24 protein-coding genes and 1 pseudogene are annotated in these 26,675 nt (G+C 74.6%); 7 read left to right on the top strand and 18 right to left on the bottom strand.

Annotated features, from left to right (window positions below; all coding sequences use genetic code 11):
• Nucleotides 1–134 precede the first annotated feature (134 nt).
• On the top strand, nucleotides 135–2,024 hold the full coding sequence (locus ACQP60_RS12930; protein ID WP_429733138.1) for an ABC transporter ATP-binding protein: 1,890 nt from the start codon (nucleotides 135–137) through the stop codon (nucleotides 2,022–2,024).
• Here the strand turns inward: ACQP60_RS12930 and ACQP60_RS12925 are convergent.
• The 4 genes from ACQP60_RS12925 to ACQP60_RS12910 form a co-directional block, all read right to left on the bottom strand.
• On the bottom strand, nucleotides 1,955–2,932 hold the full coding sequence (locus ACQP60_RS12925) for a phosphoenolpyruvate carboxykinase (ATP) (protein WP_429733135.1): 978 nt from the start codon (nucleotides 2,930–2,932) through the stop codon (nucleotides 1,955–1,957). The two genes, ACQP60_RS12930 and ACQP60_RS12925, sit on opposite strands and share 70 nt — an antisense overlap.
• 1 nt (nucleotide 2,933) lies before the next feature.
• The gene (locus tag ACQP60_RS12920) at nucleotides 2,934–3,368 is read right to left on the bottom strand and encodes a lasso peptide biosynthesis B2 protein (RefSeq protein ID WP_429733612.1); all 435 of its coding nucleotides are present in this window, start codon (nucleotides 3,366–3,368) and stop codon (nucleotides 2,934–2,936) included.
• Between the two features lie 2 nt (nucleotides 3,369–3,370).
• On the bottom strand, nucleotides 3,371–4,525 hold the full coding sequence (locus ACQP60_RS12915) for an asparagine synthase-related protein (protein WP_429733132.1): 1,155 nt from the start codon (nucleotides 4,523–4,525) through the stop codon (nucleotides 3,371–3,373).
• Between the two features lie 107 nt (nucleotides 4,526–4,632).
• Nucleotides 4,633–4,746 carry a lasso RiPP family leader peptide-containing protein gene (locus ACQP60_RS12910; protein ID WP_429733129.1) on the bottom strand — a complete coding sequence of 38 codons (114 nt, stop codon included), beginning with the start codon at nucleotides 4,744–4,746 and terminating at the stop codon, nucleotides 4,633–4,635.
• Between the two features lie 211 nt (nucleotides 4,747–4,957).
• Between ACQP60_RS12910 and ACQP60_RS12905 the strand changes: the two genes are divergently transcribed.
• Entirely contained in the window at nucleotides 4,958–5,215 is a 258-nt protein-coding gene (locus tag ACQP60_RS12905) for a PqqD family protein (protein WP_429733126.1), read from the top strand.
• A 6-nt stretch (nucleotides 5,216–5,221) separates the two neighbouring features.
• Here ACQP60_RS12905 and ACQP60_RS12900 read toward each other — a convergent pair whose 3' ends face one another.
• Both ACQP60_RS12900 and ACQP60_RS12895 read right to left on the bottom strand, forming a co-directional pair.
• Nucleotides 5,222–6,178, bottom strand: a complete 957-nt coding sequence (locus ACQP60_RS12900; protein WP_429733124.1) for a GDP-mannose 4,6-dehydratase — start codon at nucleotides 6,176–6,178, stop codon at nucleotides 5,222–5,224.
• Entirely contained in the window at nucleotides 6,175–7,167 is a 993-nt protein-coding gene (locus ACQP60_RS12895; protein ID WP_429733122.1) for a GDP-mannose 4,6-dehydratase, read from the bottom strand. The genes ACQP60_RS12900 and ACQP60_RS12895 overlap by 4 nt, the downstream gene beginning before the upstream one ends.
• Nucleotides 7,168–7,391: 224 nt before the next feature.
• Here ACQP60_RS12895 and ACQP60_RS12890 point away from each other — a divergent pair, with 224 nt between their 5' ends.
• Nucleotides 7,392–8,063 carry a hypothetical protein gene (locus ACQP60_RS12890; protein ID WP_429733120.1) on the top strand — a complete coding sequence of 224 codons (672 nt, stop codon included), beginning with the start codon at nucleotides 7,392–7,394 and terminating at the stop codon, nucleotides 8,061–8,063.
• Nucleotides 8,064–8,072: 9 nt separating this feature from the next.
• Nucleotides 8,073–9,866 (top strand): hypothetical protein, encoded by a 1,794-nt coding sequence (locus ACQP60_RS12885; RefSeq protein ID WP_429733117.1) that lies wholly within the window; start codon nucleotides 8,073–8,075, stop codon nucleotides 9,864–9,866.
• Between the two features lie 45 nt (nucleotides 9,867–9,911).
• On the opposite strand, the gene ACQP60_RS12880 is transcribed toward ACQP60_RS12885, so the two are convergent.
• From ACQP60_RS12880 to ACQP60_RS12870, 3 genes are read right to left on the bottom strand one after another with little or no spacing between them, the layout of a single operon-like run.
• On the bottom strand, nucleotides 9,912–10,931 hold the full coding sequence (locus ACQP60_RS12880; RefSeq protein WP_429733114.1) for a glycosyltransferase family 4 protein: 1,020 nt from the start codon (nucleotides 10,929–10,931) through the stop codon (nucleotides 9,912–9,914).
• On the bottom strand, nucleotides 10,928–11,986 hold the full coding sequence (locus ACQP60_RS12875; protein ID WP_429733111.1) for a glycosyltransferase WbsX family protein: 1,059 nt from the start codon (nucleotides 11,984–11,986) through the stop codon (nucleotides 10,928–10,930). Before ACQP60_RS12875 ends, ACQP60_RS12880 begins: the two co-directional genes overlap by 4 nt.
• Nucleotides 11,987–12,009: 23 nt before the next feature.
• Entirely contained in the window at nucleotides 12,010–13,644 is a 1,635-nt protein-coding gene (locus ACQP60_RS12870; protein WP_429733108.1) for a lipopolysaccharide biosynthesis protein, read from the bottom strand.
• Nucleotides 13,645–13,759: 115 nt separating this feature from the next.
• Between ACQP60_RS12870 and ACQP60_RS12865 the strand changes: the two genes are divergently transcribed.
• Nucleotides 13,760–14,956 carry a glycosyltransferase family 4 protein gene (locus tag ACQP60_RS12865; RefSeq protein WP_429733105.1) on the top strand — a complete coding sequence of 399 codons (1,197 nt, stop codon included), beginning with the start codon at nucleotides 13,760–13,762 and terminating at the stop codon, nucleotides 14,954–14,956.
• Nucleotides 14,953–15,555, top strand: a pseudogene (locus tag ACQP60_RS12860) (glycosyltransferase family 2 protein); the annotation flags it as partial. The gene ACQP60_RS12865 and the pseudogene ACQP60_RS12860, both read left to right, overlap by 4 nt.
• A gap of 287 nt (nucleotides 15,556–15,842) precedes the next feature.
• Here the strand turns inward: ACQP60_RS12860 and ACQP60_RS12855 are convergent.
• The 6 genes from ACQP60_RS12855 to ACQP60_RS12830 are packed head-to-tail and all read right to left on the bottom strand — an operon-like array spanning nucleotide 15,843 to nucleotide 22,330.
• Nucleotides 15,843–17,288: an apiosidase-like domain-containing protein gene (locus ACQP60_RS12855; RefSeq protein ID WP_429733102.1), complete on the bottom strand. Its 1,446-nt coding sequence runs from the start codon at nucleotides 17,286–17,288 to the stop codon at nucleotides 15,843–15,845.
• Nucleotides 17,272–18,192, bottom strand: coding sequence for a glycosyltransferase family 2 protein (locus ACQP60_RS12850; RefSeq protein ID WP_429733100.1), 921 nt, complete (start codon nucleotides 18,190–18,192; stop codon nucleotides 17,272–17,274). Before ACQP60_RS12850 ends, ACQP60_RS12855 begins: the two co-directional genes overlap by 17 nt.
• Nucleotides 18,189–18,824 (bottom strand): PIG-L deacetylase family protein, encoded by a 636-nt coding sequence (locus ACQP60_RS12845; RefSeq protein ID WP_429733097.1) that lies wholly within the window; start codon nucleotides 18,822–18,824, stop codon nucleotides 18,189–18,191. Before ACQP60_RS12845 ends, ACQP60_RS12850 begins: the two co-directional genes overlap by 4 nt.
• Complete coding sequence (locus ACQP60_RS12840) at nucleotides 18,821–20,053, bottom strand: polysaccharide pyruvyl transferase family protein (RefSeq protein ID WP_429733095.1); 1,233 nt, start codon at nucleotides 20,051–20,053, stop codon at nucleotides 18,821–18,823. Before ACQP60_RS12840 ends, ACQP60_RS12845 begins: the two co-directional genes overlap by 4 nt.
• Nucleotides 20,040–20,891 (bottom strand): sugar phosphate nucleotidyltransferase, encoded by an 852-nt coding sequence (locus tag ACQP60_RS12835; protein WP_429733092.1) that lies wholly within the window; start codon nucleotides 20,889–20,891, stop codon nucleotides 20,040–20,042. The genes ACQP60_RS12840 and ACQP60_RS12835 overlap by 14 nt, the downstream gene beginning before the upstream one ends.
• Entirely contained in the window at nucleotides 20,888–22,330 is a 1,443-nt protein-coding gene (locus tag ACQP60_RS12830) for a glutamate-1-semialdehyde 2,1-aminomutase (RefSeq protein ID WP_429733089.1), read from the bottom strand. Before ACQP60_RS12830 ends, ACQP60_RS12835 begins: the two co-directional genes overlap by 4 nt.
• 179 nt (nucleotides 22,331–22,509) lie before the next feature.
• Between ACQP60_RS12830 and ACQP60_RS12825 the strand changes: the two genes are divergently transcribed.
• Nucleotides 22,510–23,076 carry a dTDP-4-dehydrorhamnose 3,5-epimerase family protein gene (locus tag ACQP60_RS12825; protein WP_429733087.1) on the top strand — a complete coding sequence of 189 codons (567 nt, stop codon included), beginning with the start codon at nucleotides 22,510–22,512 and terminating at the stop codon, nucleotides 23,074–23,076.
• On the opposite strand, the gene ACQP60_RS12820 is transcribed toward ACQP60_RS12825, so the two are convergent.
• Genes ACQP60_RS12820 through ACQP60_RS12810 form a run of 3 tightly spaced genes read right to left on the bottom strand, consistent with a single transcriptional unit; the run spans nucleotide 23,048 to nucleotide 26,606 of the window.
• Nucleotides 23,048–24,247, bottom strand: coding sequence for a class I SAM-dependent methyltransferase (locus tag ACQP60_RS12820; RefSeq protein ID WP_429733083.1), 1,200 nt, complete (start codon nucleotides 24,245–24,247; stop codon nucleotides 23,048–23,050). The two genes, ACQP60_RS12825 and ACQP60_RS12820, sit on opposite strands and share 29 nt — an antisense overlap.
• Entirely contained in the window at nucleotides 24,244–25,575 is a 1,332-nt protein-coding gene (locus tag ACQP60_RS12815) for a methyltransferase domain-containing protein (protein WP_429733080.1), read from the bottom strand. Before ACQP60_RS12815 ends, ACQP60_RS12820 begins: the two co-directional genes overlap by 4 nt.
• A complete protein-coding gene (locus ACQP60_RS12810; protein ID WP_429733077.1) occupies nucleotides 25,572–26,606 on the bottom strand; it encodes an NAD-dependent epimerase/dehydratase family protein in 1,035 nt (344 codons plus the stop codon). The genes ACQP60_RS12815 and ACQP60_RS12810 overlap by 4 nt, the downstream gene beginning before the upstream one ends.
• Nucleotides 26,607–26,675: the final 69 nt, after the last annotated feature.

Below are 26,675 nucleotides of genomic sequence, written 5' to 3'. Positions count from 1 at the left end.
GCAGGATAGGGAGCGCTCGGCGACGGTGGGGCGTCGGCAGCGGGCGAATTCTCGTCCGGACCGTCCTCCTGCCGCCCCGGCGCGGCTAGCGTGTGTGAGGCCGGGCCGGCCCCCGGCGGAGGACGGAGCGGTCGGTGGCAGACAGCGCGGTGGGCGGGACGCCGGAGAGCGACGAGCGCAGGGGACGCCGCCTGCTGCGCCTGCTCGGCGGTTCGTTGCAGGTGTCCTGGCGCGCGAGCCGGCCCCTGTTCGTCGCGATGCTGGTCCTCCAGGTCCTCGTCGCGGGGGCGCTGGCAGGCCAGGTGCTCGTCGTCTCCGCGCTGCTCGACGTGCTGCTCGCGCTCGCCGACGGCGCGAGCGGCGTCGCGGCGGTCACCGGACCGGTCCTCGCCCTGGCCGCCCTGACCGGCCTCGCCTCGGTCGCCGGCGGGCTCCAGGCCTCGGCACGCCGGGTGCTCGGCGAGCACGTGGCGCGACTGATGGCCGAGGACGTGCAGGAGGTCGCGACGAGCGTCCCGCTCGAGCACTTCGAGTCGCCTGCCTTCTACGACCGGCTGCAGCGTGTCAGGGTCAACGCGCTCTCGAGGCCCTTCCAGGTCACCCAGGGGATGTTCGACCTCCTGGGGTCGTCGATCGCCACGGTCGGCGTGGGCGCGGCACTGGTCGCGCTGCACCCGGTGCTGCTCCCGCTGCTCGCGCTCGGCGGCCTGCCCCTGCTGGTCACGGGCCGGCGCGAGGGCAGGCTGGAGTTCGCGTTCAAGGTGGCGCAGACGACCAACGAGCGCGAGCGCATCTACACCAACTACGTGCAGAGCAGCCGGGACGAGGCCAAGGAGATCCGTGCGTTCCAGTCGGCCCCGTGGCTGCAGGCGCGCTACCGCGAGCTGTACGGCACGTACCTGGCCGACCTCGCCCGCCACGTGCGCCGCCGGGCGCTGACGAACGGCGCGGGCAACCTCGCCGCGGCCGTGGTGCTCGCGGGCGTGCTGCTGGTGCTGGCCTGGCTCATCACGCGCGGCGAGGTGACGTTCTCCGAGGCGGGGGCGGCCGTGGTCGCGGTCCGGATGCTCCAGGGGCAGATCCAGGGCATCTTCGGCGGCGTCCAGCAGATCTTCGAGTCGGGGCTGTTCCTCGACGACGTGCACGCGTTCCTCACCGACGGGCGGGCCGCGGCGCGCGCGGCCACCGGGAGCGAGGAGCCGCCGGCCGCCTTCCCGGGCGTCTTCGCCCGTGGTGTCTCCTTCACCTACCCGGGGTCGCGGCGACCGGCGCTGCGCGACGTGGACCTCGCGCTGCGCCCCGGCGAGGTCGTGGCCCTCGTGGGCGCCAACGGCTCCGGCAAGACCACCCTCGCCAAGCTCCTCGGCGGCCTGTACGAGCCGACGTCGGGCACGGTCCTGTGGGGCGACCGGCCGCTGTCCGGGATGCGCGGCGAAGCCGTGCGCCCCCAGGTGGCGGTGATCTTCCAGGACTTCGTCCACTACGCGTACACGGCCACGTGGAACATCGCCCTCGGCCGGCCCGACGTCCCGGTCGACCACGAGCGGGTGCGGCGCGCGGCGCGGGTCGCGGGGGTGGACGCCGCGCTCGCCGGCCTGCCCGACGGCTACGAGTCGCGGCTGTCGCGCATGTTCCCGGGCGGCACGGAGCTCTCCGGCGGCCAGTGGCAGCGGGTCGCGATCGCCCGCGCCTTCTACCGGGACGCGGCGCTCGTCATCCTCGACGAGCCGACCGCCGCGATGGACCCGCTCGCGGAGCACGACCTGTTCTCGTCGCTGCGGGCGACGCTCGACGGGCGCACGGCGCTCTTCGTGTCGCACCGTTTCTCCACCGTGCGCTCGGCGGACCGCATCGTGGTGCTCGACGACGGCGCAGTGGTCGAGCAGGGCTCGCACGACGAGCTGATGGCCCTCGACGGCGCCTACGCGGAGATGTTCACGGTCCAGGCTCGCTCCTACCTGGACGCCGCGTCCGCCCCGACCAACGGGCGCGCCGAGGCCTCACCCACCGACCGGAGGACCTGAGCGCCCAGCCCCGGAGCGAACGGCGGCCCCCACGGGACGTCCGCCACCAGCACGGGGACGGTGCGGGCGAGGTCGGCGAGGTGGCGCAGGTGGGCGCTCTGCACACGCTCGTCCAGCCAGCCGTGCAGCCGCGGGTAGTGCAACAGCTCGAAGAGCGCCGCGGTGCCGGCCCGTCGGCGCACGACGAGCTCCCCGCCGTCCCGGTCGGGCTGCGGCACGACGATCGCGCGCAGCGGGCGCCGGTCGCGCGCGCCCGCGCCGAGCTGCAGCACGTGCCGGGCGTCGGCGCTCACGCGGCGCCCGGGCGCCCGCGCGGCGAACCGCCCGGCCAGCGTGTCGGCGCCCTTGCGCAGCCGCACCTCCGTGGCCCCCAACCGCGCCGCGAAGCCGTCGTCGCCGCGGTCCAGCCGCAGCACGTCGTCGGTGACGAGGGCGGCCCCCTCCGCACACAGCAACGTCGCCATCGTCGACTTGCCCATGCCCGAGTAGCCGACGAACGCGACCACGCCCTCGTCGTCCTCCACCGCGCTCGCGTGCAGCACCGCCTCGCCGCGCAGGTACAGCTGGAACGCGAGCATCCCGCCGGTGGTGAGCACCCGGCTCAGCCCGGGGTCGACGCCGTCCGCCTCCCGCAGCACGACGTGGCGCAGGTCGGCCGACACCTCGAAGTCGCACGCGTCGTGGAACCGCAGCAGATAGCCGTCGGCGCCCAGGTCCCAGGCGGTGTACCAGGGGTCCCCGGCCAGCTCGTGGTGCAGGACCGCCCGCCCGCCGGGGGTCGTGCGCTGGTCCGTGCCCGCGCCGGCGGCGACCACGACGTCGGCCGGGGCCGCGCCCTCTTCCGCCCGGTCCTGGTGCAGGTCGAAGGGCGCCTCCACGATCAGGCCGTACAGCAGCTGGCGGTCCATGTCACGCTCCCTGGGTGGGGACCGCGAGCGGCAAGAAGCCTTTGCCCCGGTCCAGGTCGAGGTCCTTGTCGTCGATGCGCAACCAGGCGTGCGCCCGCACGACGCCACCCGCCTTGGTGACGCCCAGCACCAGCGCGGGACTGCGGTGACGCAGCAGTCGGCCGGCGAGGATCGCCGAGCGCAGGCAGGTGCCGTTCACGCCGGGCAGCCGCAGCACCCGCCGCAGGACGCGGAGCCGCCGTCGTTCCGTGTCGTCCAGGGCCCCGGGGTCGAGGTCTCCGGACGCAGGCTCGGCGGACGCCAGCAGGGCGAGGTCGTACCGTCGGGCGACGCGTGCCACGTCCCACCGCCGCAGCCGGCGCTCCAGCAGCAGCAGGGCGCCGAGGAGGCGGAGCGCCAGCGGGACGGCGCTCACCCGGCGCCACGCCCCGGCCATGGTCACCGGACCGGCTCCGCCCCGACGGACGCCAGCCACGCCTGCTGCAGCAGCAGGCTCGTCGGACCGGGCGGGAAGCCCGACAGCCACGCGGCGCGGAGGCCGTCGACGTCGACCAGCGCGGCGTCGACGCCGTCCCCGCCCCACCGGCGGGCGAAGTCGCGCGTCGCGCTGCCCAGGTACGCACGGTTGAACGAGGCCTTGTCGGACCGGGCGCACACAGCGTCCGGCAGCAGGGTGCCGAAGACGGCGCGCATGCCCGCGGTGCGGTCGGGGAAGCCCCACGGGTGCGCCGCGCCGAGCGCCCCGAGGAAGCCGTCGTCCAGCAGCGGGTGGGCGAGCGCGACGTCGTGCTCGGCGGCCACCTGACCGAACGTGTCCAGGAAGACCCGGCTCGCGCGCCGCCGGCGCAGCCAGCGCAGGCCGCGTGCATACGAGAGCGGCTCGGCCGCGGCGTCGCGCGCGATCTCGTCGGCGAGCCGGGCCGTCGTCTCGCGCCCCAGCCAGGTGAGCGCCGCCGTGCTGCGCGCCGCGGCGGTGCGCTCGCGCCACCGTCGCCCGGGCAGCAGCGAGCCCAGGGCGGCCCGACGGGGGGTCCCCGCCCTCCCACGGCCGCGCGTGACCCTCAGCAGGGCGCGGGATCGGCGGTCGCCGAACACCTCGTCGCCGCCCTCCCCCGTCAGCACCACGTGCCCCCGCAGCTCGCTCAGCATCGCGTCCTTCACGTGCATGGTGGCGGGGAAGAGCAGCCCGCGGCGAACCAGGCTCTCCCGTGCCGCGACGCCCAGCAGGTCGTTCTCGCCGCCGACGTCGATCCGCCGCCACGTGGAGAGCCCGAGGTGCCGCACGACCGACTCCTGCCACGCGGACTCGTCCGCCTCCGCGACCCCGGGGTAGCGGAACGTGACGGGCACCGGGTCCGGGGTCCCGTCCTCCCGGGCGACGGCGGTCGCGACGGCGAGCACGGCGGACGAGTCGCGCCCGCCCGAGAAGGTGACGGCGACCGGGCGCCCGCCGGCGACCCGGCGCACGGACGTCTTGATCGCCTCCAGCGCTCCTCCGACCTCACCGGCCGTCGTGGGCGCCTCGTCCGGCACCAGCCCGGGCAGCCAGCACGCCGCGACCTCGAAGGCCGTCGGGCGGTAGAAGGACGCCATCGTCGTTCCAGGCTGCTCGGGGGACGTTGAGGGGAAGGGCTCGGAGGACACTGGAGGTGCCGGCCGCTCCGAGGTCGGAACGGCCGGCACCCTGTCCCAGAGTGGGTTCAGGACGCCTTGCCCTTGTGGAACAGGTCGCCGTCGTAGTCGAAGGCGAACTGCTGCTCGAGCGTGACGTCCCTGACCGAGCCCACCTCGGTGATGCGCGGTGCTTCGTACATCGGAGCACTCCCCTCTCCTCGTTCGTGCAGGACGCGCCCAACGTCGCGCCGCGAGCAACGACCGGTCAAGGACTTCGGGCCGAAGTCACCCCGCACCCGGACGCCTTTCACCCGGCACCGGGTGAATCCTCCGTCCCACCCCCACCCCGGGCCCCGGAGCGGCCTATCCTCAGGGCGGCACGACCCGAGAACCGCGACGAGAGGCACGGCGATGAGGCTGCGCGAGGACGGCGTCACCTGGCAGGAGATCGACGGCGAGCTGGTCATCCTCGACCTCGCGTCGTCCACGTACCTCACGACCAACGGCTCCGGCGCCTTCACGGCGAAGCTGCTGCAGGAGGACCGCACCACAGGCGACCTCGCGGAGGCGCTCGCCGTCGAGTACGACATCCCCGCCGACGTCGCGCAGCGCGACGCCGAGGCGTTCGTGGACGCGCTCCGCGACCGCGGCCTCCTCGTCGAGGAGTGAGCGCGGTCAGGCCGTGAGCAGGGCGAGGTCGTGCCGCACCATGCGGTCGACGATCTCCTCGAAGGCCAGCGTGCCGCCCCAGCCCAGCACCGTCCGGGCCCTGTGGGCGTCCCCCACCTGCTCCGTCGGGTCGGCAGGGCGCACGAACCGTGGGTCGACCGTGACGTGCGGCTCCCAGTCCTCGACACCGGCCGCGGCGAACGCGGCGGCCACGAAGTCGGCCACCGAGCGGGTCGTCCCGGACGCCACGACGAAGTCGTCCGCAACCGGGTGCCGGACCGACCGCACCATCGCGTCGACGTAGTCGGGCGCCCAGCCCCAGTCGCGGCGCGCGTCGAGGTTGCCGAGCGCCAGGGTGCCGGAGCCGCGGTGCGCGATCCGGGCCGCGCCGGCGGTGATCTTGCGGGTCACGAACGTCTTCGGGCGACGCGGCGACTCGTGGTTGTAGAGCACGCACGTGGAGACGCCGAGCCCGCGCACCCGGAACACCGCGGCCATCTGGTGGGCGTACGCCTTGGCGGCGCCGTAGGGCGACGACGGCCGTACCGCCGTGCCCTCGTCCTGCGGCGCACGGTCGGGCGTGCCGAAGATCTCCGCGCTCGACGCCTGGAGCACCCGGACCGCGCGCCCCGAGTCCTCCTGCAGGCGCCATGCCGCCTCGTAGAGGGCGACGGCGCCGAGCCCGGAGACTGCCCCCGTCTCGACAGGGTGCCGCCACGAGTACGCGACCGAGCTGATCCCGCCCAGGTTGTAGATCTCGTCCGGCCCGGTACGACGCACGAGCTCGGCGAGGCCCTCGGCGTCGCGCAGGTCGCCCGCGTGGAGGCGCACCCCGGCGGGCATCCCGGCCGGGCGCTCGCCGGCGCGCACCAGTCCGTGCACCTCGGCCCCCTCGGCAGCAAGCCGCTCGGCGAGGTACGACCCGTCCTGCCCCCCGATGCCGGTGACGAGGGCGACCGTCACGGGCGCATCCCGGCCAGCTCGGCCTGCTCGTCCAGATCGTTCTCGACCATCATCGCGACCAGCCGCTGGAAGTCGACGCGCGGCTCCCAGCCGAGCACGTCGCGAGCCTTCGACGGGTCCCCGATGAGGAGGTCGACCTCCGCAGGCCGCATGAAGCGCGGGTCCTGCGCGACGTAGCCGCTCCAGTCCTCCACTCCCACGCACCCGAAGGCCGCGTCGAGCAGGTCGCGGATGGAGTGGGTCTGCCCGGTCGCGACCACGTAGTCGCCCGGCTGGGGCTGCTGGAGCATCCGCCACATCGCGTCGACGTAGTCGCCGGCGAACCCCCAGTCGCGGCGGGCGTCGAGGTTCCCCAGCGTGAGCGAGTCCTGCAGCCCGAGCTTGATCCGCGCCACCGCCTGCGACACCTTGCGGGTGACGAACTCCGGCCCGCGCCGGGGGGACTCGTGGTTGAACAGGATGCCGCTGGAAGCGTGCAGCCCGTACGACTCGCGGTAGTTGATCGTCATGTAGTGCCCGAACACCTTCGCGACGCCGTACGGCGACCGGGGCCACAGGAGCGTCGACTCCCGCTGCGGCACCTCCTGCACCTTGCCGAACATCTCCGAGCTCGACGCCTGGTAGAAGCGGACGGCACCCGGGTCGTCGCCCGCGTGCAGCCGCACCGCCTCGAGCATGTTGAGCACGCCCTTGCCGGTGACCTCGCTGGTGAGCGTCGCGTTCTCCCACGAGTACGCGACGTAGGAGATCGCGCCGAGGTTGTAGACCTCGTCGGGCCGCGCCGCGTCCAGTGCCCGCAGCAGGGACGACAGGTCGGTCAGGTCGCCGGTCACGAGCCGCACGCCCGGCACGGTGCGCCGCACGAGATCGAGCTTCGGGTTGTTCTGCCCGCGGATCAGTCCCCAGACCTCGTAGCCCTTCGAGAGCAAGAGCTCGGAAAGGTACAGACCGTCCTGGCCGGTGATCCCGGTAATCAGTGCTCGAGGCATTTTGCTCACCGTTTCTGTGCGCCGAATCAGCGCCGTCCCCCGGCGGCACTCCCCTTCTGGGACGCCACCACGCTAATCAGCACGAGGGGCGTGGAGACCGTCCGCACCGGGTGAACAGGGCGCGCGCCGGGGTGAAAGTGCGCCCGGCGCGCCTGCCCGCCCGCCCGAACTTCATCCGTTGGCGCCCTCGACCGGGCCGCCCGCGAGCGAGAACCATCGATGGCATGTCACGCCGGGAGCGGGGACGCCGCGACCATGCCGCGCGGGCCGCAGCGCTGACCGCAGGCTTCGTCCTGCTGTACGGCGCCGGGGTCGTCGCGCCGTGGGGACAGTGGGTCGACGCGGTGGCGTTCAGCGTCCTGACCGGGGCGGGCGCGATATTGCACCCCGTCGCAGCCGTCACCCGCGAGGTCCTGGTGCTGGGGCTCGTCGTCGTCGTCGCGGCGCTCGCCGTCCGCGCGGCCGGCGACCGACGATGGCGTGCCCTGGCGGCCTGCCTGGTGCTCGCCGCAGCGGCAGTCCTCGCCCTCGTGCTCCGTGGCACCGTCCTGCCGCGCCCCGTGCACGAGGCCGCGCTCGGTTACGCGTACAACACGTTCCCGAGCACGCACGTCGCGGCCACGGCAGCGCTCGCCATCGCGCTCGTCGTCCTCTGGCCCGGCCGTACCAGGGCCGGGCACGTCGTCGTGCGCGAGGTCGCGGTCGCCGCCGTGCTGGTCGCCTGCGTGGTCAACGTGGTCGCCTTCGCCCACCGCCCCGTCGACGTCCTGGGGTCGCTCCTGCTCGTCGGGGCCGCCGCCTCGGCGGCCTCCGCCGCGTTCCCCGGAGCGCTTTCACCCCCGGGCGACGGCAAGTTCACCCAGGCCGCCGCCCTGCGGGCGCGGGGCGCGGCATAGCGTCACCGTATGACCACGCGACGCCGCCGCGCTGCACGGCTCCTGGCCCCCGCCCTCGTCCTCGCCGCCGGCTCGATCTCGCCGGCCGCGGCCGAGGACGGAGAAGCGCCCGCGCGCACGGAGTCCCGGGCGGTGACCTGGACCTGCACCGGCGAGCCGTGCCCCTGGGGGGAGACGACCACCGGGAACGCCGCCGTCTGGCCCGAGGGCTCGGGCGCGCTGTCGGAGCGGTACGGCTACACGACGTCGGACGCCATCTATCTGCCCGACGACGCGGCCGAGGACGCCACGATCACCGTGCTCGAGGGGTCGGCGGGCGTGTGGGCCGGGCAGCTCGACGGCCCGCACCGCCACCTCGCCGCGCTGTCGGCCGGCGACGCGTTCACGGTCGGTGACCTCGCCGACGGCGAGGTGGTGTCCCTCCAGAACGACGGCGCGAGCTTCGCCTACACGTTCACGCCCGGGGGCGAGGCCCCGCCCGACCCTGAACCGACGCCCACGCCGTCCTCCGAGCCGACCCCCGAGCCGAGCGAGGACGCGGGCGTCGCGTCGCGCCCCGTCACCTGGACCTGCACCGGTGACCCGTGTCCCTGGGGTGCGTCGACGTCCGGCCACGCCGTCGCGTGGCCGGCGGGCTCCGGGGCGATCACCGCACGGCACGGCTACGTGACGTCCGAGCCCGTCTACCTGCCCGCCGAGACGGCGAACGGCGACACCATCACGGTCGTCTCCGGGTCGGCCCGGCTCTACGCGGGCACCCCCTCCGGGCCCCACCGGAGCATCGGCCAGCTCTCGGCGGGCGACGAGCTGACCGTCGCCGGCCTTCCGGTGGGCGAGGTGCTGTCCGTCCAGAACGACGACGGCCCGTTCCGCTACCTCCACGTCGCCGGAGACGCCACCACCCCGGAGCCGACGCCCACGCCGACCCCGACGCCCACGCCCACGCCCACGCCCGGACAGGACGCGGCGTCCCTGCCGGTCACGTGGCGCTGCACCGGCGAGCCGTGCCCGTGGGGAGAGACGACGTCGGGCCACGCGATCGCCTGGCCCGAGACGTCCGGTGCGATCACGACCCGCCACGGGTACACGACGTCGGAGGCCGTCTACCTTCCCGCCGCCGCGGCCAACGGCGACACCGTGGCCGTCGTCACCGGCTCCGCGACCCTGTACGCGGGCACGCCCACGGGGCCGCACCGCAGCATCGCGCGCCTGTCCGCCGGCGAGCAGCACACGGTGACCGGCCTGCCGTCCGACCAGGTGCTGTCCGTGCAGAACGACGATGCGTCGTTCACCTACGTGCACACCCCCGGGGACGGCTCGACCCCGGACCCCGAGCCGACCCCCACGCCGACCCCCACGCCCACGCCCACCGTCCCCGCGGACGCCGTCGTGATGGACTCGACGCTCGCGCTCTGGCACTGCGACGCCTACGCGACGTGCGCGGACGACGGCTGGACGCCGTGGGTGGGCGGCGCGCTCGCCTGGCCGGAGTGGGCCGCGTACTCGACGAACGCGCGCGAGGGCTCGAACTCCCGCACCGTGCGCGACCTCGACGGCGAGGTCATCCACCCCTACATGGGGTCGTGGGCCGACGGCTGCCGGATCCAGGTGCTCGAGGGCGACGTGCTGGTGATCGAGTGGAGGCGCGGCACGGACACGTGGCGGCCCACGTACCTGTCCCCCGGCGACGTCTACACGATCGAGCTCGAGGGCGACGAGGACGGCGCCATGATCGAGACGCCGGACACGCCCACCACGTTCACCGTCGCGCTGACGGACTGCGCCCCGCAGCCGGTGCCCTGACCGTCACCGCCGGGACGTCACCGCCGGGCGTGCCGAGGGTACGGGTCAGGCGCGGTAGAGCGCCTCGTACCGGTCCACGACGCGCTCCAGCGTGAACTCCTGGACCCGCTCGAGTGCCGAGGCCGCGAGCGCCTCCCGCCGCGCGTCGTCCGCCAGGAGCTCGGCGAGCGCCGTGCCGACGTCCTCCAGCGGCACGACGACGGCGGTGCGGCCGTCGTCCGTCACGTATCGCGCCCCGGGGTTGGGGGTCGCGACCACGGGCAGCCCGGACGCCATCGCCTCCGCGTACGGGATGCCGAAGCCCTCGTAGTCGCTCGGCAGGCAGAACGCCCACGCCTGCTGGAAGGCGAGCGCCAGCTCGTCGTCGGACAGCCGCCCCAGGGCGCGGACCCCGGGGCCCACGTCGTCGGGCACGTCCTGGCTCACCATCCAGAGCTCCGCGTCGGGATGCTTCGGCAGCACCGTCTCCTGGAACTGGCGCGCCAGCTCCTCGCCGCGCTTGCGGCCGCGCCAGTACCCGACGAACAGGACCACCGGGTGGTCCGCCCGCCGGGCGTCGTCGGGCCGGAACCGGCTCACGTCCGTGCCACAGGGCACGACGTCGCGCACCCAGGGGTACCAGCGGCGCGTCTCGGGCGAGATGACGACGGTGCGGTCGGCGACGCGGGACGCGAGCACCTCGGACAGCCCGAGGAGCACCATCCGTGCCTTCTCCTTGACGCCCTTGATGGTGCGCGCCTCCTCGAAGCACGACCCCGCGAGGGTCCGCACGTGCCGGGGCACGCGCCGCCGCCACAGCCAGTAGTCGTCTCCCCACGCATGCAGGACGTCGTAGGACGAGAGGTCGACGCGGCGCAGGGCGAGCGCGAAGCGGAACGTGCGCAGCGAGCCCGTCATCCGCACGTGCCGGTGCCCGTAGACGGCGCCGTCGACCGGCGGGCAGTCGCTGAGGACCGTCACGTCGTGGCCGCGCCGCGCGAGCTCGGTCGCCAGCTCGTGCACCTGGTACCCGATGCCCTGCTTGCTGGTGCTGGGCAGGTAGTAGGAGATGATCGCGATCCTCATCGCAGGCCGTCCCGCAGCGCCTCGAGCCAGCCGCGGCCGTGCCGCAGGTCGGGCTCCAGGTGGTTGCCCTCGGCCCACTCGTTCCACGACTTGACCCACAGCAGCCGTTCCTCGGCCGGCCGGTGCGCGATCGACGCCACCGCCTGCCGCACGTTCTGGCCGAACTTCTCCGGGGTCGCGCCGTGCAGCACCAGGCCCCCGCGGCCGGAGCGCGGCGTGTTGTCCCAGTTGGGGTAGACGCACGGCTGGACCAGGTCGCCGGTGCGGTTCTGCCCGGCCCAGTCGGTGGAGTAGGGGAAGACCTCCGGCCCGCCGGCGAGCCTGCGGAAGGCGCGCATCCGCAGCAGCTCCGACCGCGACGTCCCCGCGGGCATCCGCATGTACACCCCGCCGTCGAAACCGTCCTCCTTGACCCGGTCGTACCGCGGTCCGCCGCCCAGCAGGTCGCTCATCTCCGCCACGAGGTACAGGCCCTCGAGGCCCGCCCTGCGCGCGAGCGACTGCCAGAGGTCGACGAAGTCCGCGGCGTCCGGCAGCTCCTCGGGCCGGAAGACGTAGAACACCGGTCGGCCGCCCACCCGCAGGTAGCGAGGGTCGCGGAACGCGGGCAGCACGGCCTCGAAGTGAGCCGCGTAGTCCTCGACGCCCGGGTAGTGCTGCTGCACCAGGATCCGGTCGGCCTCGCCGTGCCAGATGCCGCTCCACGTCTGGTTCGCCCACGCCAGGCAGAACGACACGTCGGGCGCGCCGGAAGCCAGCACCTCCGCGAACGGGCGCTCCAGGATCCGCCGCCCGTTGCCGAACCAGTAGTGCCAGTACGCGAACGCCTCGACGCCGTACTGGCGCGCCAGCTCCGACTGCGCCGCCCGCACCTCGGGCAGCCGGAGGTCGTAGAAGCCGAGGTCGGCGGGCACCAGCGGCTGCCGGTGCCCCGGGTACAGACGGCGCGCCCGCGCCACGTTGGTCCACTCGGTGAACCCCGGGCCCCACCACCGGTCGTTCTCCGGGATCGGGTGGAACTGCGGCAGGTAGAACGCGACGGCTCTGGCATCCATCCCCTCGCCCCTCTCGTTCGACGTCATGCCCGGCTCGCGGAGACGACCCGGAGCATCGGCACGGCGACCCGCCGCAGCCGTGCCGGCACGGACCGGGCCACGGCCTCGGCGTCCGCGGGCGTGAGCCCGGTCCGGGCGAGGCGCACCGCGCCCACGAACAGCCCGAGGCCCAGCACGGCGGCCACGGCCGCCGACGGCACTGGCGGTGCCCCGATGCGGTCGACGCCCCACCAGGTGGCCACCGACACCGCGGCGCCCAGCAGGAACGGGAGCACCGTGCCGAGGGCGCGCCCCGCGGACAAACCCAGCGACCGCACTTCGAGGGTGAGCAGGCCGGCGAACAGCGCCACCGCCGCCGTCGCGTTCCCGAGTACGGCGGCCCACACTCCGAGCGGGCGGACCAGCGCGACGGTGATCCCGACGTCGACGACCAGGCAGGTCAGGTTCATCCACAGCAGCCAGGTGCCCTTGAGACGGGCCATGAGGAACGCCTTCAGCGGGCCAGCCATCACCAGCAGCCCCCCGGCGACGCTGAGGACGACGAGCACGGGCGGCACCGACGCGAACTCGGGACCATAGATGGTGGGCACCAGCAGCGCGAACGCCGGCGTCGCGGCGGCGACGACCGCGGCCGTGGCGGTCGACGACGCGCGCAGCGTCCGGCCCAGCGCGCGGCCCACGGCCTCGACGTCGACCTCGCGGAGCCCTGAGATCGCCGGGACCAGCGGGCCCAGCAGCGACTGCGCCGGCGCGAAGAGGTGGACCCCGAGGCCGAACGCGAGGGCGAAGACACCCGCCGCCGCGGGCTCCGACATCCACGTCAGCACCATCACCTCGCTGCGCGAGGAGACGAACGCCTCCAGCATCCCGGCGGCGCCGGCGGGCACGGCGAACTTCCAGAAGCCCGAGGGGAACCGGCGGAAACGGGGGCGCAGCAGCGCGCGGCGGTACATCGGCGCCACGAAGCACATGTACGCGATCGCGCCTAGGCCCACGGCGACGAGACGCACCGCCCAGATCGAGTCCGCGGTGCCGGCGGTGGCCGCGACGATCACCACCATCACCTGGGTGACCAGGTTGACGATCATGGTCGCCTGCGCGCTCTGCGCCGTCTTGTTCTCGATGGCGAGCGCGTCCGACGGGCCTCCCGAGGCGCACGGGATCACGACGCCGAACACGAGCGCGATCGCCAGGAGGACCGGGTCGACGTCGACGAGCAGCAGCACGGCGAGCGACAGCACGGGGATGCCCACCAGCACCCGGTACCCCTGGGCGGCGGTGAGCATGCGCTTCACCTCGTCGTACCGCCCGGCGGCGTGCGCCTTCGACCCGAACTGGACCACGCCCGTGCCTACGCCGAACTCGACCGCCGACCCGACGAGCGCGAGGACCGTCGACAGGTACGCGAGGCGCCCGTAGTCCACGACGCCCAGCACCCGGGCGATGACGATGTTGACGACGAAGGCCAGCGGCAGGGAGACGACGACGTGGACGAGCGTCCACATCGCTCCTCGGATGGCCCGGTCCTGCAGCTCCCCGCGCGACAGTGCCTGCGGGTCGTCCAGCACGGGCACCACGGTCGCGCCCACGCCCGGGGGCGCGCTCGCGACCGTGGTCGGCCGGTCGGCAGCGCCCGGCGGCGCCTTCTCTGTCGTCACAGGGACATCGTTCCCTCGCGGACCCGTCGTTTCCGAGGGCCGGGGACCGAATTCAGCCGGTGCTCCCGCCGGTTTCACCCCCCTGCCCGGTGGCCGGCTCCGTAGTCTCGACAGCATGAGCGTTCCGGTCGCGGCGGGCAGTCATCTGCACGTGATCACGCCCGGCGACCATTTCTCGCCGGACACGGGCAGCGCCGTCCCGACGGTCGTGCACGGCCTCGCGGCCGCGACCCCGCCTGGGCACCCGCGGACCCGCGTCGCGGTGGCGCACGGGACGTACCGGGACCACTACCCCTCCGCGGACGTGGTTGGCTACGACGCGGCGCCCGGCAGGCGCGGGGACAGGCTCCTCGACGGCGCCGCCGCCGTCCTCGGTCTCCCGCGGCCCGGGGCGCGCCGGTCCCTGCGTCCCACCGTCCGCGACCAGGGGTCGTGGGCGCCGTCGGTGGTGGTCGCGCACAACGCGCCGCAGCTGGCGAGGCTGGTCGACACCCGGCGCCACGCCTCGGTGGTGTGGTTCCACAACGAGCTGCTGCGCACCTACGCGTCCCGCGCGGCGGGGAACACCCTCGCCCCCGCAGCCGCCCTCGTGTGCGTGAGCGACTTCCTCGCGGAGCGCACCGCCGCGCGCCTCCCAGTCACGCTGCACGGCCGGGTGGCGACGGTGCCCAACGGCGTCGACACGACGTTCTTCAGCCCGGACGGGCACGAGCCCGGGGAGGTCCTCAGCATCGTGTTCGTGGGCCGGATGGTGCGCGAGAAGGGGCCCGACCTCCTCCTGGACGCGCTCGCCCGGCTGGGTCGGGCCGACCTCCGGGCCACCCTCGTCGGGACGCCGCACTTCGCCCCCGACGCTCCTTTGTCGCCCTACGAGCGGGGGCTCCGTCGGCTCGCGGCGCCGCTGGGCGACCGCGTCACGTGGCTCCCCTTCAGGCCACGGGAGCAGGTGGCCGCGATCCTGCGGGCGGCCGACGTCGTGGTGGTCCCGTCGCGGTGGGACGAGCCCTTCGCCCTCACCGTGCTCGAAGGGATGGCGTCCGGCGCCGCGGTGGTCGCCGCCGACGTCGGCGGGATCCCCGAGGCCGCGGGAGACGCGGGGCTCCTCGTTCCCCCGACCGGCCCGTCGTTCGCCGACGCGCTCGGCGCGCTCGCCGACGACCGCGGGCTGCTCGCCGCGCGCCGTGCCGCCGCACGCGAGCACGCCGTCGCCCACGACTGGGCCGTCTCACGACGCAGGTTCGACACCGAGCTGGCGCGGCTCGGGATCACCGCGCGTGACGTCGGCGCGGCACACCGGGGCGTGAACCGATGACCCCGAGCGTCTCCGTCGTCCTGGCCACCAACCGTGGGGCCGACAACCCGTTCCTCGCCGAGGCCATGCGGTCGCTCGCCGCCCAGACGCTGCCCCCGGTGGAGCTCATCGTGGTCGACGACGGCAGCCCGGTCCCCCTCGACGTCGACGACCTCCCCGCGGGCCTCCCGCCGACGCGCATCGTCCGGTCGCGCCCCTCGGGGCCGTCGGTGGCGCGCAACACCGGCGCGGCGGCGACCTCCGGCGACCTCCTCGCCTTCCTCGACGACGACGACGTGTGGGACCCGGCGAGGCTCGCCACCCACGCCGCAGCCATGACGGACCCCGGCGTGGCGATCACCTACTCGGGGATGGACAGCATCGACGCGGACGGGGCCCTCGTCGCCCCCGCCGACCAGGTGCCCGTACGGGACGCGGAGGACGTCTACCGACGGGTGACCGGCATCCTGCTGGGGAACCTCGTCGTGCGTGCCGACGCGTTCCGCGCGGTCGGCGGCTTCGACCCCACGCTCCGGTGCGCCGAGGACCTCGACCTCGTACTGAAGCTCGCCCTGCGGGGCCGCACCGTCATGGTGGGCGACCGGAGCCTCGTCTCCTACCGCACCCACGGCCACAACGCCACGCGCCGGCACCGGGTCCTGGCGGACAGCATCCGGCACGTGCTGCGGTCCCACCGGAGGGCCGCCGTGGAGCGCGGCGACACCCGCCTCGCCTCCGCGCTCCGGGAGGGCCTCGCCTCGAACGACCGGTTCGCGGCGTGGAGCGCGGTGCGGGCTGCACGGTCGCTGGCCCGGGACGGGGCGTACGGCGACGCGGCGTCGGAGTTGCTGTGGGCGGCACGGTTCGCCCCGCTCGCCCCCGTCAGCGTGGTGCGCCGGGCCGTGCCTCAGAAGGGGAGGTCGGTGCCGACCACGAGCAGCCAGTCGCTCGCGCCGGCCGCGTTCGCGCCCGGGGTGCGCAGCTCGCGGGTCAGCGGGACCGGCGTCGCCGTCCCCGTCGACGGATCCACCCACACGGCGGACGCCGCCGAGTCCACCTTCGACAGGTCGAGCGAGACGGCGCGCCCGGACGGCACGTAGACCAGCGCCAGGCTCCCGTCCGGGGCGACCGACGTCGTGGCCAGGTCGGCGCCGAGCACGTCCTGCCCGTCGATCGCGGATCCGACCCCGTCGGTGAGGAAGCCGTCGCTCGGCGCCAGCGTCCACCACCGCAACGAGGCGATCACGTCCCGGATCCGGGAAACCTGCGTGGCCCCCTCGGAGCGCAGGCGGGTCTGCCACCCGGGCAGGAACTCCCAGTCGTCCGTGCCGAAGACCTCGCCGGGAGACCCGGACGTGATCGCCCAGAGGACCTGGCGGCGGAGCGTCTCGGTCGTGGTCGTCGGACCGCCCGTGTTGTTCTCCCCCTCGTAGTTCGCCTCGCCCAGCAGCGCCGGACGGTGCGGGCGCGTGTCGTAGGCGGCGCGCACCGCGAGCGACGTCGGCCCGTAGCTGTAAACGAAGTTCCAGTCGACCTCGTCCTTCCAGCGCTGGTCGTCGCTGGCCGACGGTGCCGACCAGAGCTGCACGGAGAACGGCCGGTCGTCGCCGGTCGAGCGGATGCCGTCCCGGAGCGCCCCGAGGCAGGCGTCGGTCGCGGTGGAGGGAGAGTAGTCGCCGCCCGACATCCACAGCACCGGCAGGTCCTTCGCCCACCGCGCGACCCGGACGCCGAAGGCGCGGCACGTCGCCGGCGGCACCCCGGCGAACTCGTGCTCCAACGTCCACGAGTCCACCGGGTACAGCAGCGTGGTGATGCCCAGCTCCCCGGCGCGGCGCAGCACGTCATGCGCGCGGTCGAAGTACGCGTCGTCCCACCGCAGCACGTCGCCGCCGACGAAGGGTCGCAGCCCGTCGACCGTCGCCCCGTCGTCGGACGGCGCCCCGTTGGCGACCGCCCCGACGAGAGACACCAGGACGGCGTTGAAGCCCTGCTCCGAGCGGGCGGACAGGTACTCCTCCGCCTCCGGGGGCCGCAGGTCCGTGAGCAGCGACCACGGCGCGTCGCCCCGCACCAGCACGGGCGCGCCGTCCTGGTCCACGAAGGTGCGCCCGTCGGCGGAGATCCCGGTGATCCATCGGGGGTCGCCGTCGCGGGCCGGCTCCCGCGACGACGGTGTCACGGCACGCACGGGGGCGTCCGCCCCCGGGGGCTGCTCGTGCCAGTCCGGGGACGAGAACGGCCCGAGGTCGAGCACGCGGAGGGCAGCCACCGCGCCCAGCGCGAGCACCAGCACGCCACCGGCGACCCCGAGCACGCGCGCGCGACGCCGCGTCTCAGGTGCGCGACGCATCGGCGTCCCCGGCCGGTGCGGCACGGAGTAGGTTCCGCTTCACGTCGTACCCCAGCGAGCGCAGGCCCGGCGCGGTCCACCGGCGGGCTACCGCCCCCACGGCCCGCACCCGCTCGGCCACCGGGACCGGGGCGAGCAGGGCCTCCGCGAGGACCCGGCCGTGCAGGTACCACTGGGGGAACGCCAGCGGACGGCGGAAGTCCGGACGATAGGTCTGCGTCTGGAGCACCGGGTCGGAGGTCTGCAGGTTCGACATCTGTCCCGGGTGCCGCCGCGACACGAAACCGACGTCCGGCACCTGGACCCACGGGGACCGCATGGCCATCGCCACTGCCAGGGCGAAGTCGCCGCCCCAGAAGTCCGGGAGGCCACCGCGGTCGCGCAGTGCGGTGGTCCGGAAGACACCACCGAAGCCGATCGCCTGCCACACTTGTCGCTCGAAGAAGAGGCTCACCCGGTCCGCCGGTCCGGGTGAGAGGAAGTCGAGGCCCTCGTCGTCCAGCCTCCCGACGACCCGGTCGTCCGGGTCGGAGAGCTCCACCCGGGAGAAGGCGATCGTGGCCTCGGGGTGGGAGTCGAGAGCCTCCACGCACGCGACCAGATGGTTCGGGCGGACCACGTCGTCCGCCGAGTTCCACATGAAGTACGGCGCACGGGCCCGGTCGAGGAGACGGTTCCAGTTCCACGGGATGCCCCGGTTCGTGGTCGCGCCCAAGTAGGTGAAACGCGGGTCGTCGGCCGTGAAGCGCTCGGCGATCGCCCGGGTGCCGTCCGTCGACGCGTTGTCGGCGACGAGGACCTCCACCTCGTCCAGGTCCTGCTCCTGCAGCGCTCGGAGGGTGCGCTCGAGGAAGGCTTCCCCGTTGCGCACCGGCACCCCGATCGTCACCCGCGGGCCGCTCACCAGCGCACCACCGCCTTCCGCACGACGAACGCCTCGGCGTACCGCTCCCGGCACTCCATGCCGCGCAGCCGCATCAGCCCGAGGAACACCTCGTCGTCCCACCAGTCGTGGCCGCGCTGGGACGCGTAGTGCCGGTGGAGCAGCTCGACCTTGCGGCGGGCGTCCGCCTCCGGGACGGGGACGTACGTCGTGGGCCGCCCCATGTCCCCGTCCCACTTCGGGATCTCGTAGTGGAGGACGAGGGCGTCGCGCCACACGGTCGGGGCGAGCTCCCCGACCAGCCGGTGGTCCTGGTGGGCGTCGTCGGGGCGCGGCGCCATCACCACGTGGGGGTCCGGCAGGCGCTCGGCGTGCTCGTGGAGAGCACGCTTCACGGCGCCCCAGTGCTCCGGCAGCCGGCCGTCGGGCAGCCGTGCGAAGTCCGAGGAGACCCCGGGGACGAAGGCCTCGGCCGACCTCACCGCCTCCGCCTCGCGCTCGTCGTCCCCCGTGAGCGTGAGGAACGAGACCTTGGCACCACCGCGCGCGTCGAGGGCGAGCAGCGTCCCCCCGCAGGCGATCTCGACGTCGTCGGGGTGCGCGGCCAGGGCGACCACGCGCAGCTCGTCGTCGCCGGCCAGCAACGGCATCATCGGACGACCTCCCCCAGGACGCGCCCACCCAGCGGCTCCGCCGTCGTCGCCGGAAGGGCCGTCGTCGCCGGAAGGACGGGGCTCAGCCCCAGCAGTCGTGCCACCTGGCGTGCCTGGGTGGCGAGCTCGGACCGTGCCTCCTGGAGCGCACGACCCGAGCTCTCGTCGGGAACGTCGGTCGCGGCCGCCACGGCGACCACCTGACGAGCGACGAGCTCCGGGTCGAAGTCGTCGACGGCGTGCGCACGGACAGGGTCCCCGAACCGCTGCAGCAGCCATCGCTGCTTGGGCCCGTACCCGAGGGACACCGCCGGGATCCCGCAGCGGACCGCGGCCACCAGGTTGTGATAGCGCACCGCGACCATGGCCCGGGTTCCCCGTAGCACCCGCTCCAGGCCGGCGAAGGACTCCACCGGGGCGAGCACGACGTGGGCGGGGTCGGCGACGACCTCCTCGACCGCTCGCGCCGTCGGCGCGTCGGCCCCGTCCCCACCGACCAGCACGACGTCCATCCCCTGGGCGACGACGGAACGGACCAGCCGCACCGTCCGGGACAGGTACTCGTCCCGGCCCTCGGCGGGGGCGCACCAGTCGAAACGCACCACTCCCACGGCCACGCGCGGCCGCCCGGAGACAGCCTCGTCCGGCGGGGGCAGAGGCAGCGCGAACGCGAGGTCCGGCACGACCCGGGGTCGCGGCGCACCGCCGTCGGCGACGACGTCCGCCGACCCCTCGTCGCGGGTCGTCACCGACGTCGCGGTCCGGAGCACGACCCGGAGCAGCGCCCGCGTGACCGGCCCGCCCAGCCCGTCGGCGCCCACCGACAGCAGCACGAAGGGCCGCCGCCGGAGGCGGGCCACGATCCCGTAGCAGGCGAGCGTGAAGGGCGGCCCCCACGGGTGCACCGCGTGCCCCTCCAGGATCCCGGTACCAGGAACCAGGACGGCGTCGAGGCGTCCCACCACCCGCCACGCCTGGCGCACGTCGGCGAGCTTGCCGAGGCCGCCGCGCCAGCCGCCGCGGGGCACGGACGGCGACGACAGCGGCCACGCCGGGAGGCCGCGCTCCCTCCGGGCGACGTCGGGCGCATCGGTGAGGACGACGGGGTCGGCGCCGCCGTGGTCACGAAGGAGGCCGAGCGCGGCGTCCAGCGACGCCTCGTTGCCGAAGTTCCGGTAGCCGAACTGCCCGACCAGGCCGACGCGCACCGCGCCCTCACGCCGTCGCACGGGCCCGCCCCACCACGTCACCGATCTCGACCTCGGGCACGCGCCGGGGCGCGGGGCGCCCGCCGCGGTCCCACACCGCCCACGGCCGGTCGCCGACGCGGTTCATCTCCTCCAGCGCGGAACGCTCCTTGAGCGTGTCCATCGGCGCCCAGAACCCGGTGTGCGGGTGCACGCGGAACCGGCCGTCGCGCGCCGCGCGCACGCAGGCGTCCATAACCAGGTCCTCGCCCTCGTTCAGGTAGTCGAAGATGCCCTGCCGCAGCACGAAGTAGCCGCCGTTGATGCACATGCTCATGTCGGCCACGGGCTCCAGGTCGCGCATCGTGCCGTCCGGGTCGTAACGCACCACGTGGAACGAGTCCTGCGGGGCCACCGCCATGAGCGACCCGACGGCGTCCGTGGCGAGGAAGTCGTCGACGATCCGGTCCATCGGCGCGTCCGTGAGCACGTCGCCGTAGTTGGCGAGGAACACCTCGTCGTCGTCGAGGAACCGGCGCACGCGCCGCAGCCGCTCGCCGATCGCCGTGTCGATCCCCGTGTCGACGAACGTGATGCGCCACTCGCTGATGTCGCTGCTCAGCAGCTCGACGTGCTCGCCGCCCTTGGTGAGGACGAAGTCGTTGGAGTGCGTCTCGGAGTAGTTCAGGAAGTAGTCCTTGACGGCGTTCGCGCCGTGCCCCAGCGCGAGCACGAACTCCGTGTGCCCGAAGTGCGCGTAGTACTTCATGATGTGCCACAGGACGGGCCGCGACCCGATCGGCATCATCGGCTTGGGCAGCGAGTCGGGGCCGGACCGCATCCGCATCCCCAGCCCGCCGCAGAACAGCACGACCTTCATGACGTCCCTCCCAGGGCCTGCCCGTCCGCATCTGCCGGCTCGGGCGTGTGACGGACGCGACGCGGCGCGGCCCGCTCCCGCAGCGCGGGGGCGACGGGCCGTCCGACGAGCAAGCCCTCGGTGCCGCCCGCGTCCAGGGCGGCGGCGTAGACGGGCAGCGCCCCGGCGACGGCCTCGACCGTCCGGTCGACGTCCGCGTCGGTGTGCGCGGCGGAGATCACGAACGACTGCGCCAGCACGCCGCGGCGCAGCAGCTCGGCGAGGAACAGGGTGCGGTACGCCTGCGACGGCGCACCGTCGTGGTCGCGGGTGCCGAAGACCAGGCACGCCGGGTGCCCCGACACCGTCACCCAGCCGGTCAGCCCGGCGGAGTCCACCACCTGCTGCACCCCGGCACGCAGCCGCTCGCCCTGGGCGGCCATCGCGCCGGGCACGTCGCGCGCGGCGTACTCGCGGTGCACCGCCAGCCAGGCCGCGAGGCCCGCCGTCTCCGCGCCGTGCGTCGTCGAGAGCAGGAAGACGCGCCGCGCGTCCGTCGCCAGCCCGCCGAGCTCCATGAGCTCGCGCCGGCCCGCGAGCGCCGACACGGCGAACCCGTTGCCCAGCGCCTTGCCCCACGTCGACAGGTCCGGCACGACGCCGTACACGGACTGGGCGCCGCCGGCGGACCACCGCATCCCCGTGATGATCTCGTCGAACACGAGCACCGTCCCGGTGTCGTCGCACAGGGCGCGCAGCCCCTCGAGATAGCCGGGCGGGGGGCTCGCGTGCGCCGTCGCGGCCTCGAGCACGACGGCGGCGATCCGGCCCTCGTGCTCCGCGAGCAGCGCCTGCACGGCGGTCAGGTCGCCGTACGGGAAGCGGACCGTGAGGTCGCTGATCGCCCGCGGGATCCCGGCGTCCATCGGGGTGGTGCCGATGAACCAGTCGTCGGTGGAGAAGAACGGGTGGTCGGCACAGACGGCGACGAGGTCGCGGCCCGTGGCGGCGCGGGCCAGCCGGACCGCCGCGGTGGTGACGTCGGAGCCGTTCTTGGCGAACTTCACCATGTCGGCGCCCGGCACCTGCGCGCAGAACGCCTCGGCCGCCTCCAGCTCCCACCGGCTGGGCCGGGAGAAGCTCACGCCGTCCGCGACCGCCGACGTCACGGCGTCCACCACGGGCCGGAACCCGTGACCGAGCGTGACGCTGCGCAGCCCCATCCCGTACTCGACGTACTCGTTGCCGTCCACGTCCCACACGTGCGCGCCCGCGCCCCGCGCCAGCACGGGGGCCATGCGCTCCGGGTACTGGTCCGCGCCACGCGCGTACGTGTGCGCGCCGCCCGGCACGAGACGGTGCAGCCGGGCCTGCGCGGCCGTCGACAGGTCGAAGGACCGGACGGGCTCCCCGGGCTGCGTCGGGTCGGGCGGCGTCGCGTGCTGCGCCAGCTGTGTCATGGTGCCCCCGGGTGCGGTCGGGAGGTGGGTCGTGAAGCCTGGTGGGGCCGGCAGGGGGCCGGCCCCGCCGCCAGTCTGCGGCGCGTCCTGGCGGCGTTGAAGGCCCCGGGGGCCTTTTCATCCGGCACCTCGGCCGACTTCACCCGACCTGCTCCCGCCCGCTTTCGTAGCGTGTGGACATGCAGGTGCTGCCCACGACTCTCGACGGCGTGCTGATCCTCGCCCCCACCCCGCACCGGGACGAGCGCGGGCTGTTCACGCGCACGTTCGACACCGCCACCGCGGCGCACGCGGGCCTCGACCCGGCGGCGTTCGTGCAGGACAGCCAGTCCCGCTCACGGCGCGGCGTCGTGCGCGGGCTGCACGGCCGGGTCGGCGGCGGCGAGGCCAAGCTGGTGCGGGTGGCGCACGGTGCCGTGCACGACGTCGTCGTCGACGCCCGCCCGGCCTCACCGACGTTCGGGCGCTGGGAGGCGTTCCGGCTCGACGACGTCGACTTCCACGTCCTGTACGTGCCGCGCGGCTGCCTGCACGGTCATCAGACACTTACGGACACCGCCGACGTCTGCTACCGCATCGACGCGGAGCACGACCCGTCCGAGGACGTCGCGGTGCACCACCTCGACCCCGACCTCGGGGTCCGGTGGCCGCTGCCGGTGTCGCTCGTCAGCGACCGTGACGCCGCCGCCGGGTCGTGGGTGGCGCTGGTCGAGACGCTCAACGGCGGCCGCCGCGATCACGGCTGAGCGGCTCGACCTCGACGGGCTCGGGCTCGGCGATCACCCAGCGGCCCCCGAGCGCCTCCACCTCGGGGTGCGCGAACCGCACCTCGTCGAGGAGGTCGGGCACGAGCAGCAGGACCCTGTCGGGGCGGACCTCGGCGAGGATGTCCGGCCCGAGCACGGGCACGCGCGGTCCCGGGCCGCCCGGCATGGCTCGGCCGCGTTTGGCGGGCGCCGCGTCCACCACGGCGAGGACGTCGTCTGCGGTGACACGAGCGAGCGCGAAGAGCGCGACCGCCCGCGAGGCCGCGCCGTAGGCGACGACCTTGCCGGTGTTCTCGTCGAGCCACGCCCGCAGCGCGGCCGCCGAGCGCACCACCTGCCGCTGGAGCGCCGCCACCACGGTCGGGTCCGTCACCCCCGCCGCCGCCTCGGCGGCCAGCTCCGGTGCGACGAGGTCCCCCGCAGCCCGCGCGTGCTCGCGGACGGGCCGCGAGCCCTCGCGCGCCAGCGCGAGCAGCCGTGTGCCGCCGTACAGGGGGTACCGCCACAGCCCGACGGGGACGAGGCCGGTGCCGCGCGCCATCTCCACGAGCACCGTCAGCGAGTAGTAGGCGAAGTGCCCGTGCCGCAGCGCGTTCCAGGTCCCGTCGCGCACGATCACCGACAGCGGGTGCACGTGCAGCGCGAGGACGCCGTCGGGTGCGAGGGAGTCGATCCGCAGGTCCCAGGCCGCGCGCTGGTCGGGCTCGTGCATGAGGCCGAGGGAGTCGACGACGAGGTCGGCAGCCAGGCCGGGCACGGTGCCGGGACCGTCCAGCAGGACGGCGTCGGGCACGAGCTCCAGCACGCGCTCCAGCCACGAGCCGCCGTGCGGGCTGCGCATCTCCTCCACCCACGTGCCGGGTCCCAGCAGCCCGCCCCCGACGAGGTCGGCCACCCCCGCCCGCGCCTGCGCCACGAGGGCCGCGGGCTCCACGCCGCGCGGCTCCTCAGGCCCGGTCGGGTCCTCCTCGAGCTGTGCCAGGTGGCACCGGTCGCACATCACCAGGCGCAACGGGTGCACCGGGTCGGGCGTCGGCGCCTCCGGCTCGGGGAACAGGTCCGCGGCAGGCTGGGAGCCCAGGTCGAGCACCACGGTGGCGCGGTCCGACCGGCACCACCGGCACCGCCACCCCGGCACGACGGCGTTCACGTGCCCGGCTCGAAGACCTCGAGGCGCGGCAGGAACGTCACCAGCCGGCCGCCCCAGTCGGCGACGTGCGCGAGCTGGGCGGAGATCTCCCGCCGCAGGTTCCACGGCATGACGACGACGTAGTCCGGCCGGGCCGCGTCGAGCGCCTCGGGCGCGTGGATGGGCAGGTGCATGCCGGGCGTGAACCGGCCGTGCTTGTACGGGTTACGGTCCACGGCGAACTCGATGAGGTCGGGGCGCACGCCGCAGTGGTTGAGCAGCGTGTTCCCCTTGCCGGGTGCCCCGTACGCCACCACCCGCTTGCCCTCGCGGCGCGCGGTGAGCAGGAAGCGCAGCACGTCGTCGCGCACGGCGGCCACCTGCTCCGCGAAGCCCGCATGGCCCTCCACGGTGTGCAGGCCCGCGGCAGCCTCGGCGGCGAGCACGCGCGCGACGGCGGCGGAAGGCTCCGGCGCGGAGCCGGCCGGTGCGCCGTCGGGCGTCGGCACGGACCACGTCCGCAGCGAGCCGCCGTGGCTGGGCAGCTCGTCCACGTCCACCACGGTGAGCCCGGCGGCGGCCAGCACGCGCTGCGTCGTGAGCAGCGACAGGTAGCTGTAGTGCTCGTGGTAGATCGTGTCGTACTCGTTGCCCTCGACGAGGCGCAGCAGGTGTGGGATCTCGATGGACACGCGCCCGTCGTCGGCGACGAGCTGCCGCAGCCCGCGCGAGAAGTCGACGATGTCCGGCACGTGCGCGAAGACGTTGTTGGCGACGACGAGGTCGGCCGGCCCGTGCTCCTCCCGCACGCGCCGCCCGGTCTCCTCGCCCAGGAACTCGACCACCGTCGGCACCCCCCGCTCGACGGCGGCCGCGGCCACGTTGCCCGACGGCTCGATGCCGAGGCAGCGGATCCCCCGGTCGACGACGTGCTGCAGCAGGTAGCCGTCGTTGCTCGCCACCTCGACGACGAACGACCGCTCGGGGGTGAGGCCGAGCCGCTCCACGGCGCCGTCGACGTAGCGCCGGGCGTGCTCCACCCACGACGCGGAGTAGGACGAGAAGTAGGCGTAGTCGTCGAAGATGTCCTCCGCCGGCACGTACGCGGGCAGCTGCACCAGCAGGCACTGCTCGCACACGCGCACGTGCAGCGGGTAGAAGACCTCCGGGCCGTCGACCTGCCCGGCGGTGGGGTAGGTCTCGCACGGCGGCGACATCCCGAGGTCGACGAAGGTGCGGGTCAGGGGTGCGCCGCACAGCCGGCACGACGGCGCGGGGACGGCGGACCCGTCGGGCGCGGCGGATCCCTCGGGCGTGGCCGCGTGCCGCGCCGCCGACACGGCGGTCATGCCGGCACCGCCGTGGTGCGCAGGTTCTCGAGGTCGAGCACGCCGCTGGCGGCGAGCTCGCTCACCCGGTGCAGGCGGACGAACCGCGGGCCCTCGAAGTCGTCGGCGGTGAGGCCGAAGCGGTGCACGTCCTGCCAGATCTGCCGGATCCCGTCCCGTACCGTCCACCGCGGGGCGGCGGCGGGGAGCTCGGTGCGGATGCGCGTGAAGTCGACCCGGTAGTTGCGGGTGTCGGCCCCCGCCCCCGCGGCGAAGGTCACCGGGGCGCCGGTGACGTCGCTGACCTGCTCGGCGACGGTGCGGATCTGGACGACGTCCTCGTCCCGGCCCACGTTGAACGCCCGGTCGTGCACCACCTCGCGGGGCGCCTCGAGCGCGGCGAGGAAGGCCCGCGCGATGTCCTCGACGTGCACGAGGGGCCGCCACGGCGAGCCGTCCGACTGCAGCCGCACCTCGCCGCGCGTGTACGCGGTGCCGGTGAGGTTGTTGACCACGATGTCGGCGCGCAGCCGCGGCGAGGAGCCGTACGCGGTGGCGTTGCGCAGGAACGTGGGCGAGAAGTCGTCGTCGGCGAGCGCGGAGAGGCCGCGCTCGGCCTGGATCTTCGACTCCCCGTACGGGGTGACGGGGTGGAACTCCGCGCCCTCGTCGACGGGCGCGTCGCCCGCCGCGCCGTACAGGGAGCACGACGACGAGAACAGGAAGCGGGTCACCCCGGCCGCCTTCGCCGCGCGCGCCATGCGCACGGCGCCATCGGTGTTCACCGAGTAGGTGGCCTGCGGGTTGAGGTGGCCCAGCGGGTCGTTGGAGATGGCCGCGAGGTGGATCACGGCGTCGAAGCCGGCGAGGTCCTCGGGCCGCGCGTCCCGGACGTCGCCGGTGCGCTGCTCGTACCGGGTCACCGGCGGCCCGAAGTCGCAGCCGTCGTACCAGCCGGCGTCCAGGCCCACCACCTCGTGGCCGGCCGCCTGCAGGAACGGCACCAGCACCGCACCCACGTACCCGCGGTCACCATCGACGAGCACTCGCATGGTCCGTCCCCCGTCGTCGTCCGGCCGGCCGGACGGGCTGGGGAGCCCGCGGCCGGTGGCTTCGCAGCC

This window comes from Isoptericola variabilis, from assembly GCF_050311655.1.
In the GTDB taxonomy this organism is placed as follows: domain Bacteria; phylum Actinomycetota; class Actinomycetes; order Actinomycetales; family Cellulomonadaceae; genus Isoptericola; species Isoptericola variabilis.
This window is presented reverse-complemented; position numbering and strand designations above follow the sequence as displayed.

Bases quoted from the DNA above. Each gene is read 5' to 3' on its own strand.
- ACQP60_RS12925 (WP_429733135.1), bottom strand. From the start codon at position 2,932: ATGGACCGCCAGCTGCTGTACGGCCTGATCGTGGAGGCGCCCTTCGAC.
- ACQP60_RS12920 (WP_429733612.1), bottom strand. From the start codon at position 3,368: ATGGCCGGGGCGTGGCGCCGGGTGAGCGCCGTCCCGCTGGCGCTCCGC.
- ACQP60_RS12915 (WP_429733132.1), bottom strand. From the start codon at position 4,525: ATGGCGTCCTTCTACCGCCCGACGGCCTTCGAGGTCGCGGCGTGCTGG.
- ACQP60_RS12910 (WP_429733129.1), bottom strand. From the start codon at position 4,746: ATGTACGAAGCACCGCGCATCACCGAGGTGGGCTCGGTCAGGGACGTC.
- ACQP60_RS12905 (WP_429733126.1), top strand. From the start codon at position 4,958: ATGAGGCTGCGCGAGGACGGCGTCACCTGGCAGGAGATCGACGGCGAG.
- ACQP60_RS12895 (WP_429733122.1), bottom strand. From the start codon at position 7,167: ATGCCTCGAGCACTGATTACCGGGATCACCGGCCAGGACGGTCTGTAC.
- ACQP60_RS12890 (WP_429733120.1), top strand. From the start codon at position 7,392: ATGTCACGCCGGGAGCGGGGACGCCGCGACCATGCCGCGCGGGCCGCA.
- ACQP60_RS12885 (WP_429733117.1), top strand. From the start codon at position 8,073: ATGACCACGCGACGCCGCCGCGCTGCACGGCTCCTGGCCCCCGCCCTC.
- ACQP60_RS12880 (WP_429733114.1), bottom strand. From the start codon at position 10,931: ATGAGGATCGCGATCATCTCCTACTACCTGCCCAGCACCAGCAAGCAG.
- ACQP60_RS12875 (WP_429733111.1), bottom strand. From the start codon at position 11,986: ATGGATGCCAGAGCCGTCGCGTTCTACCTGCCGCAGTTCCACCCGATC.
- ACQP60_RS12865 (WP_429733105.1), top strand. From the start codon at position 13,760: ATGAGCGTTCCGGTCGCGGCGGGCAGTCATCTGCACGTGATCACGCCC.
- ACQP60_RS12855 (WP_429733102.1), bottom strand. From the start codon at position 17,288: ATGCGTCGCGCACCTGAGACGCGGCGTCGCGCGCGCGTGCTCGGGGTC.
- ACQP60_RS12845 (WP_429733097.1), bottom strand. From the start codon at position 18,824: ATGATGCCGTTGCTGGCCGGCGACGACGAGCTGCGCGTGGTCGCCCTG.
- ACQP60_RS12835 (WP_429733092.1), bottom strand. From the start codon at position 20,891: ATGAAGGTCGTGCTGTTCTGCGGCGGGCTGGGGATGCGGATGCGGTCC.
- ACQP60_RS12830 (WP_429733089.1), bottom strand. From the start codon at position 22,330: ATGACACAGCTGGCGCAGCACGCGACGCCGCCCGACCCGACGCAGCCC.
- ACQP60_RS12825 (WP_429733087.1), top strand. From the start codon at position 22,510: ATGCAGGTGCTGCCCACGACTCTCGACGGCGTGCTGATCCTCGCCCCC.
- ACQP60_RS12815 (WP_429733080.1), bottom strand. From the start codon at position 25,575: ATGACCGCCGTGTCGGCGGCGCGGCACGCGGCCACGCCCGAGGGATCC.
- ACQP60_RS12810 (WP_429733077.1), bottom strand. From the start codon at position 26,606: ATGCGAGTGCTCGTCGATGGTGACCGCGGGTACGTGGGTGCGGTGCTG.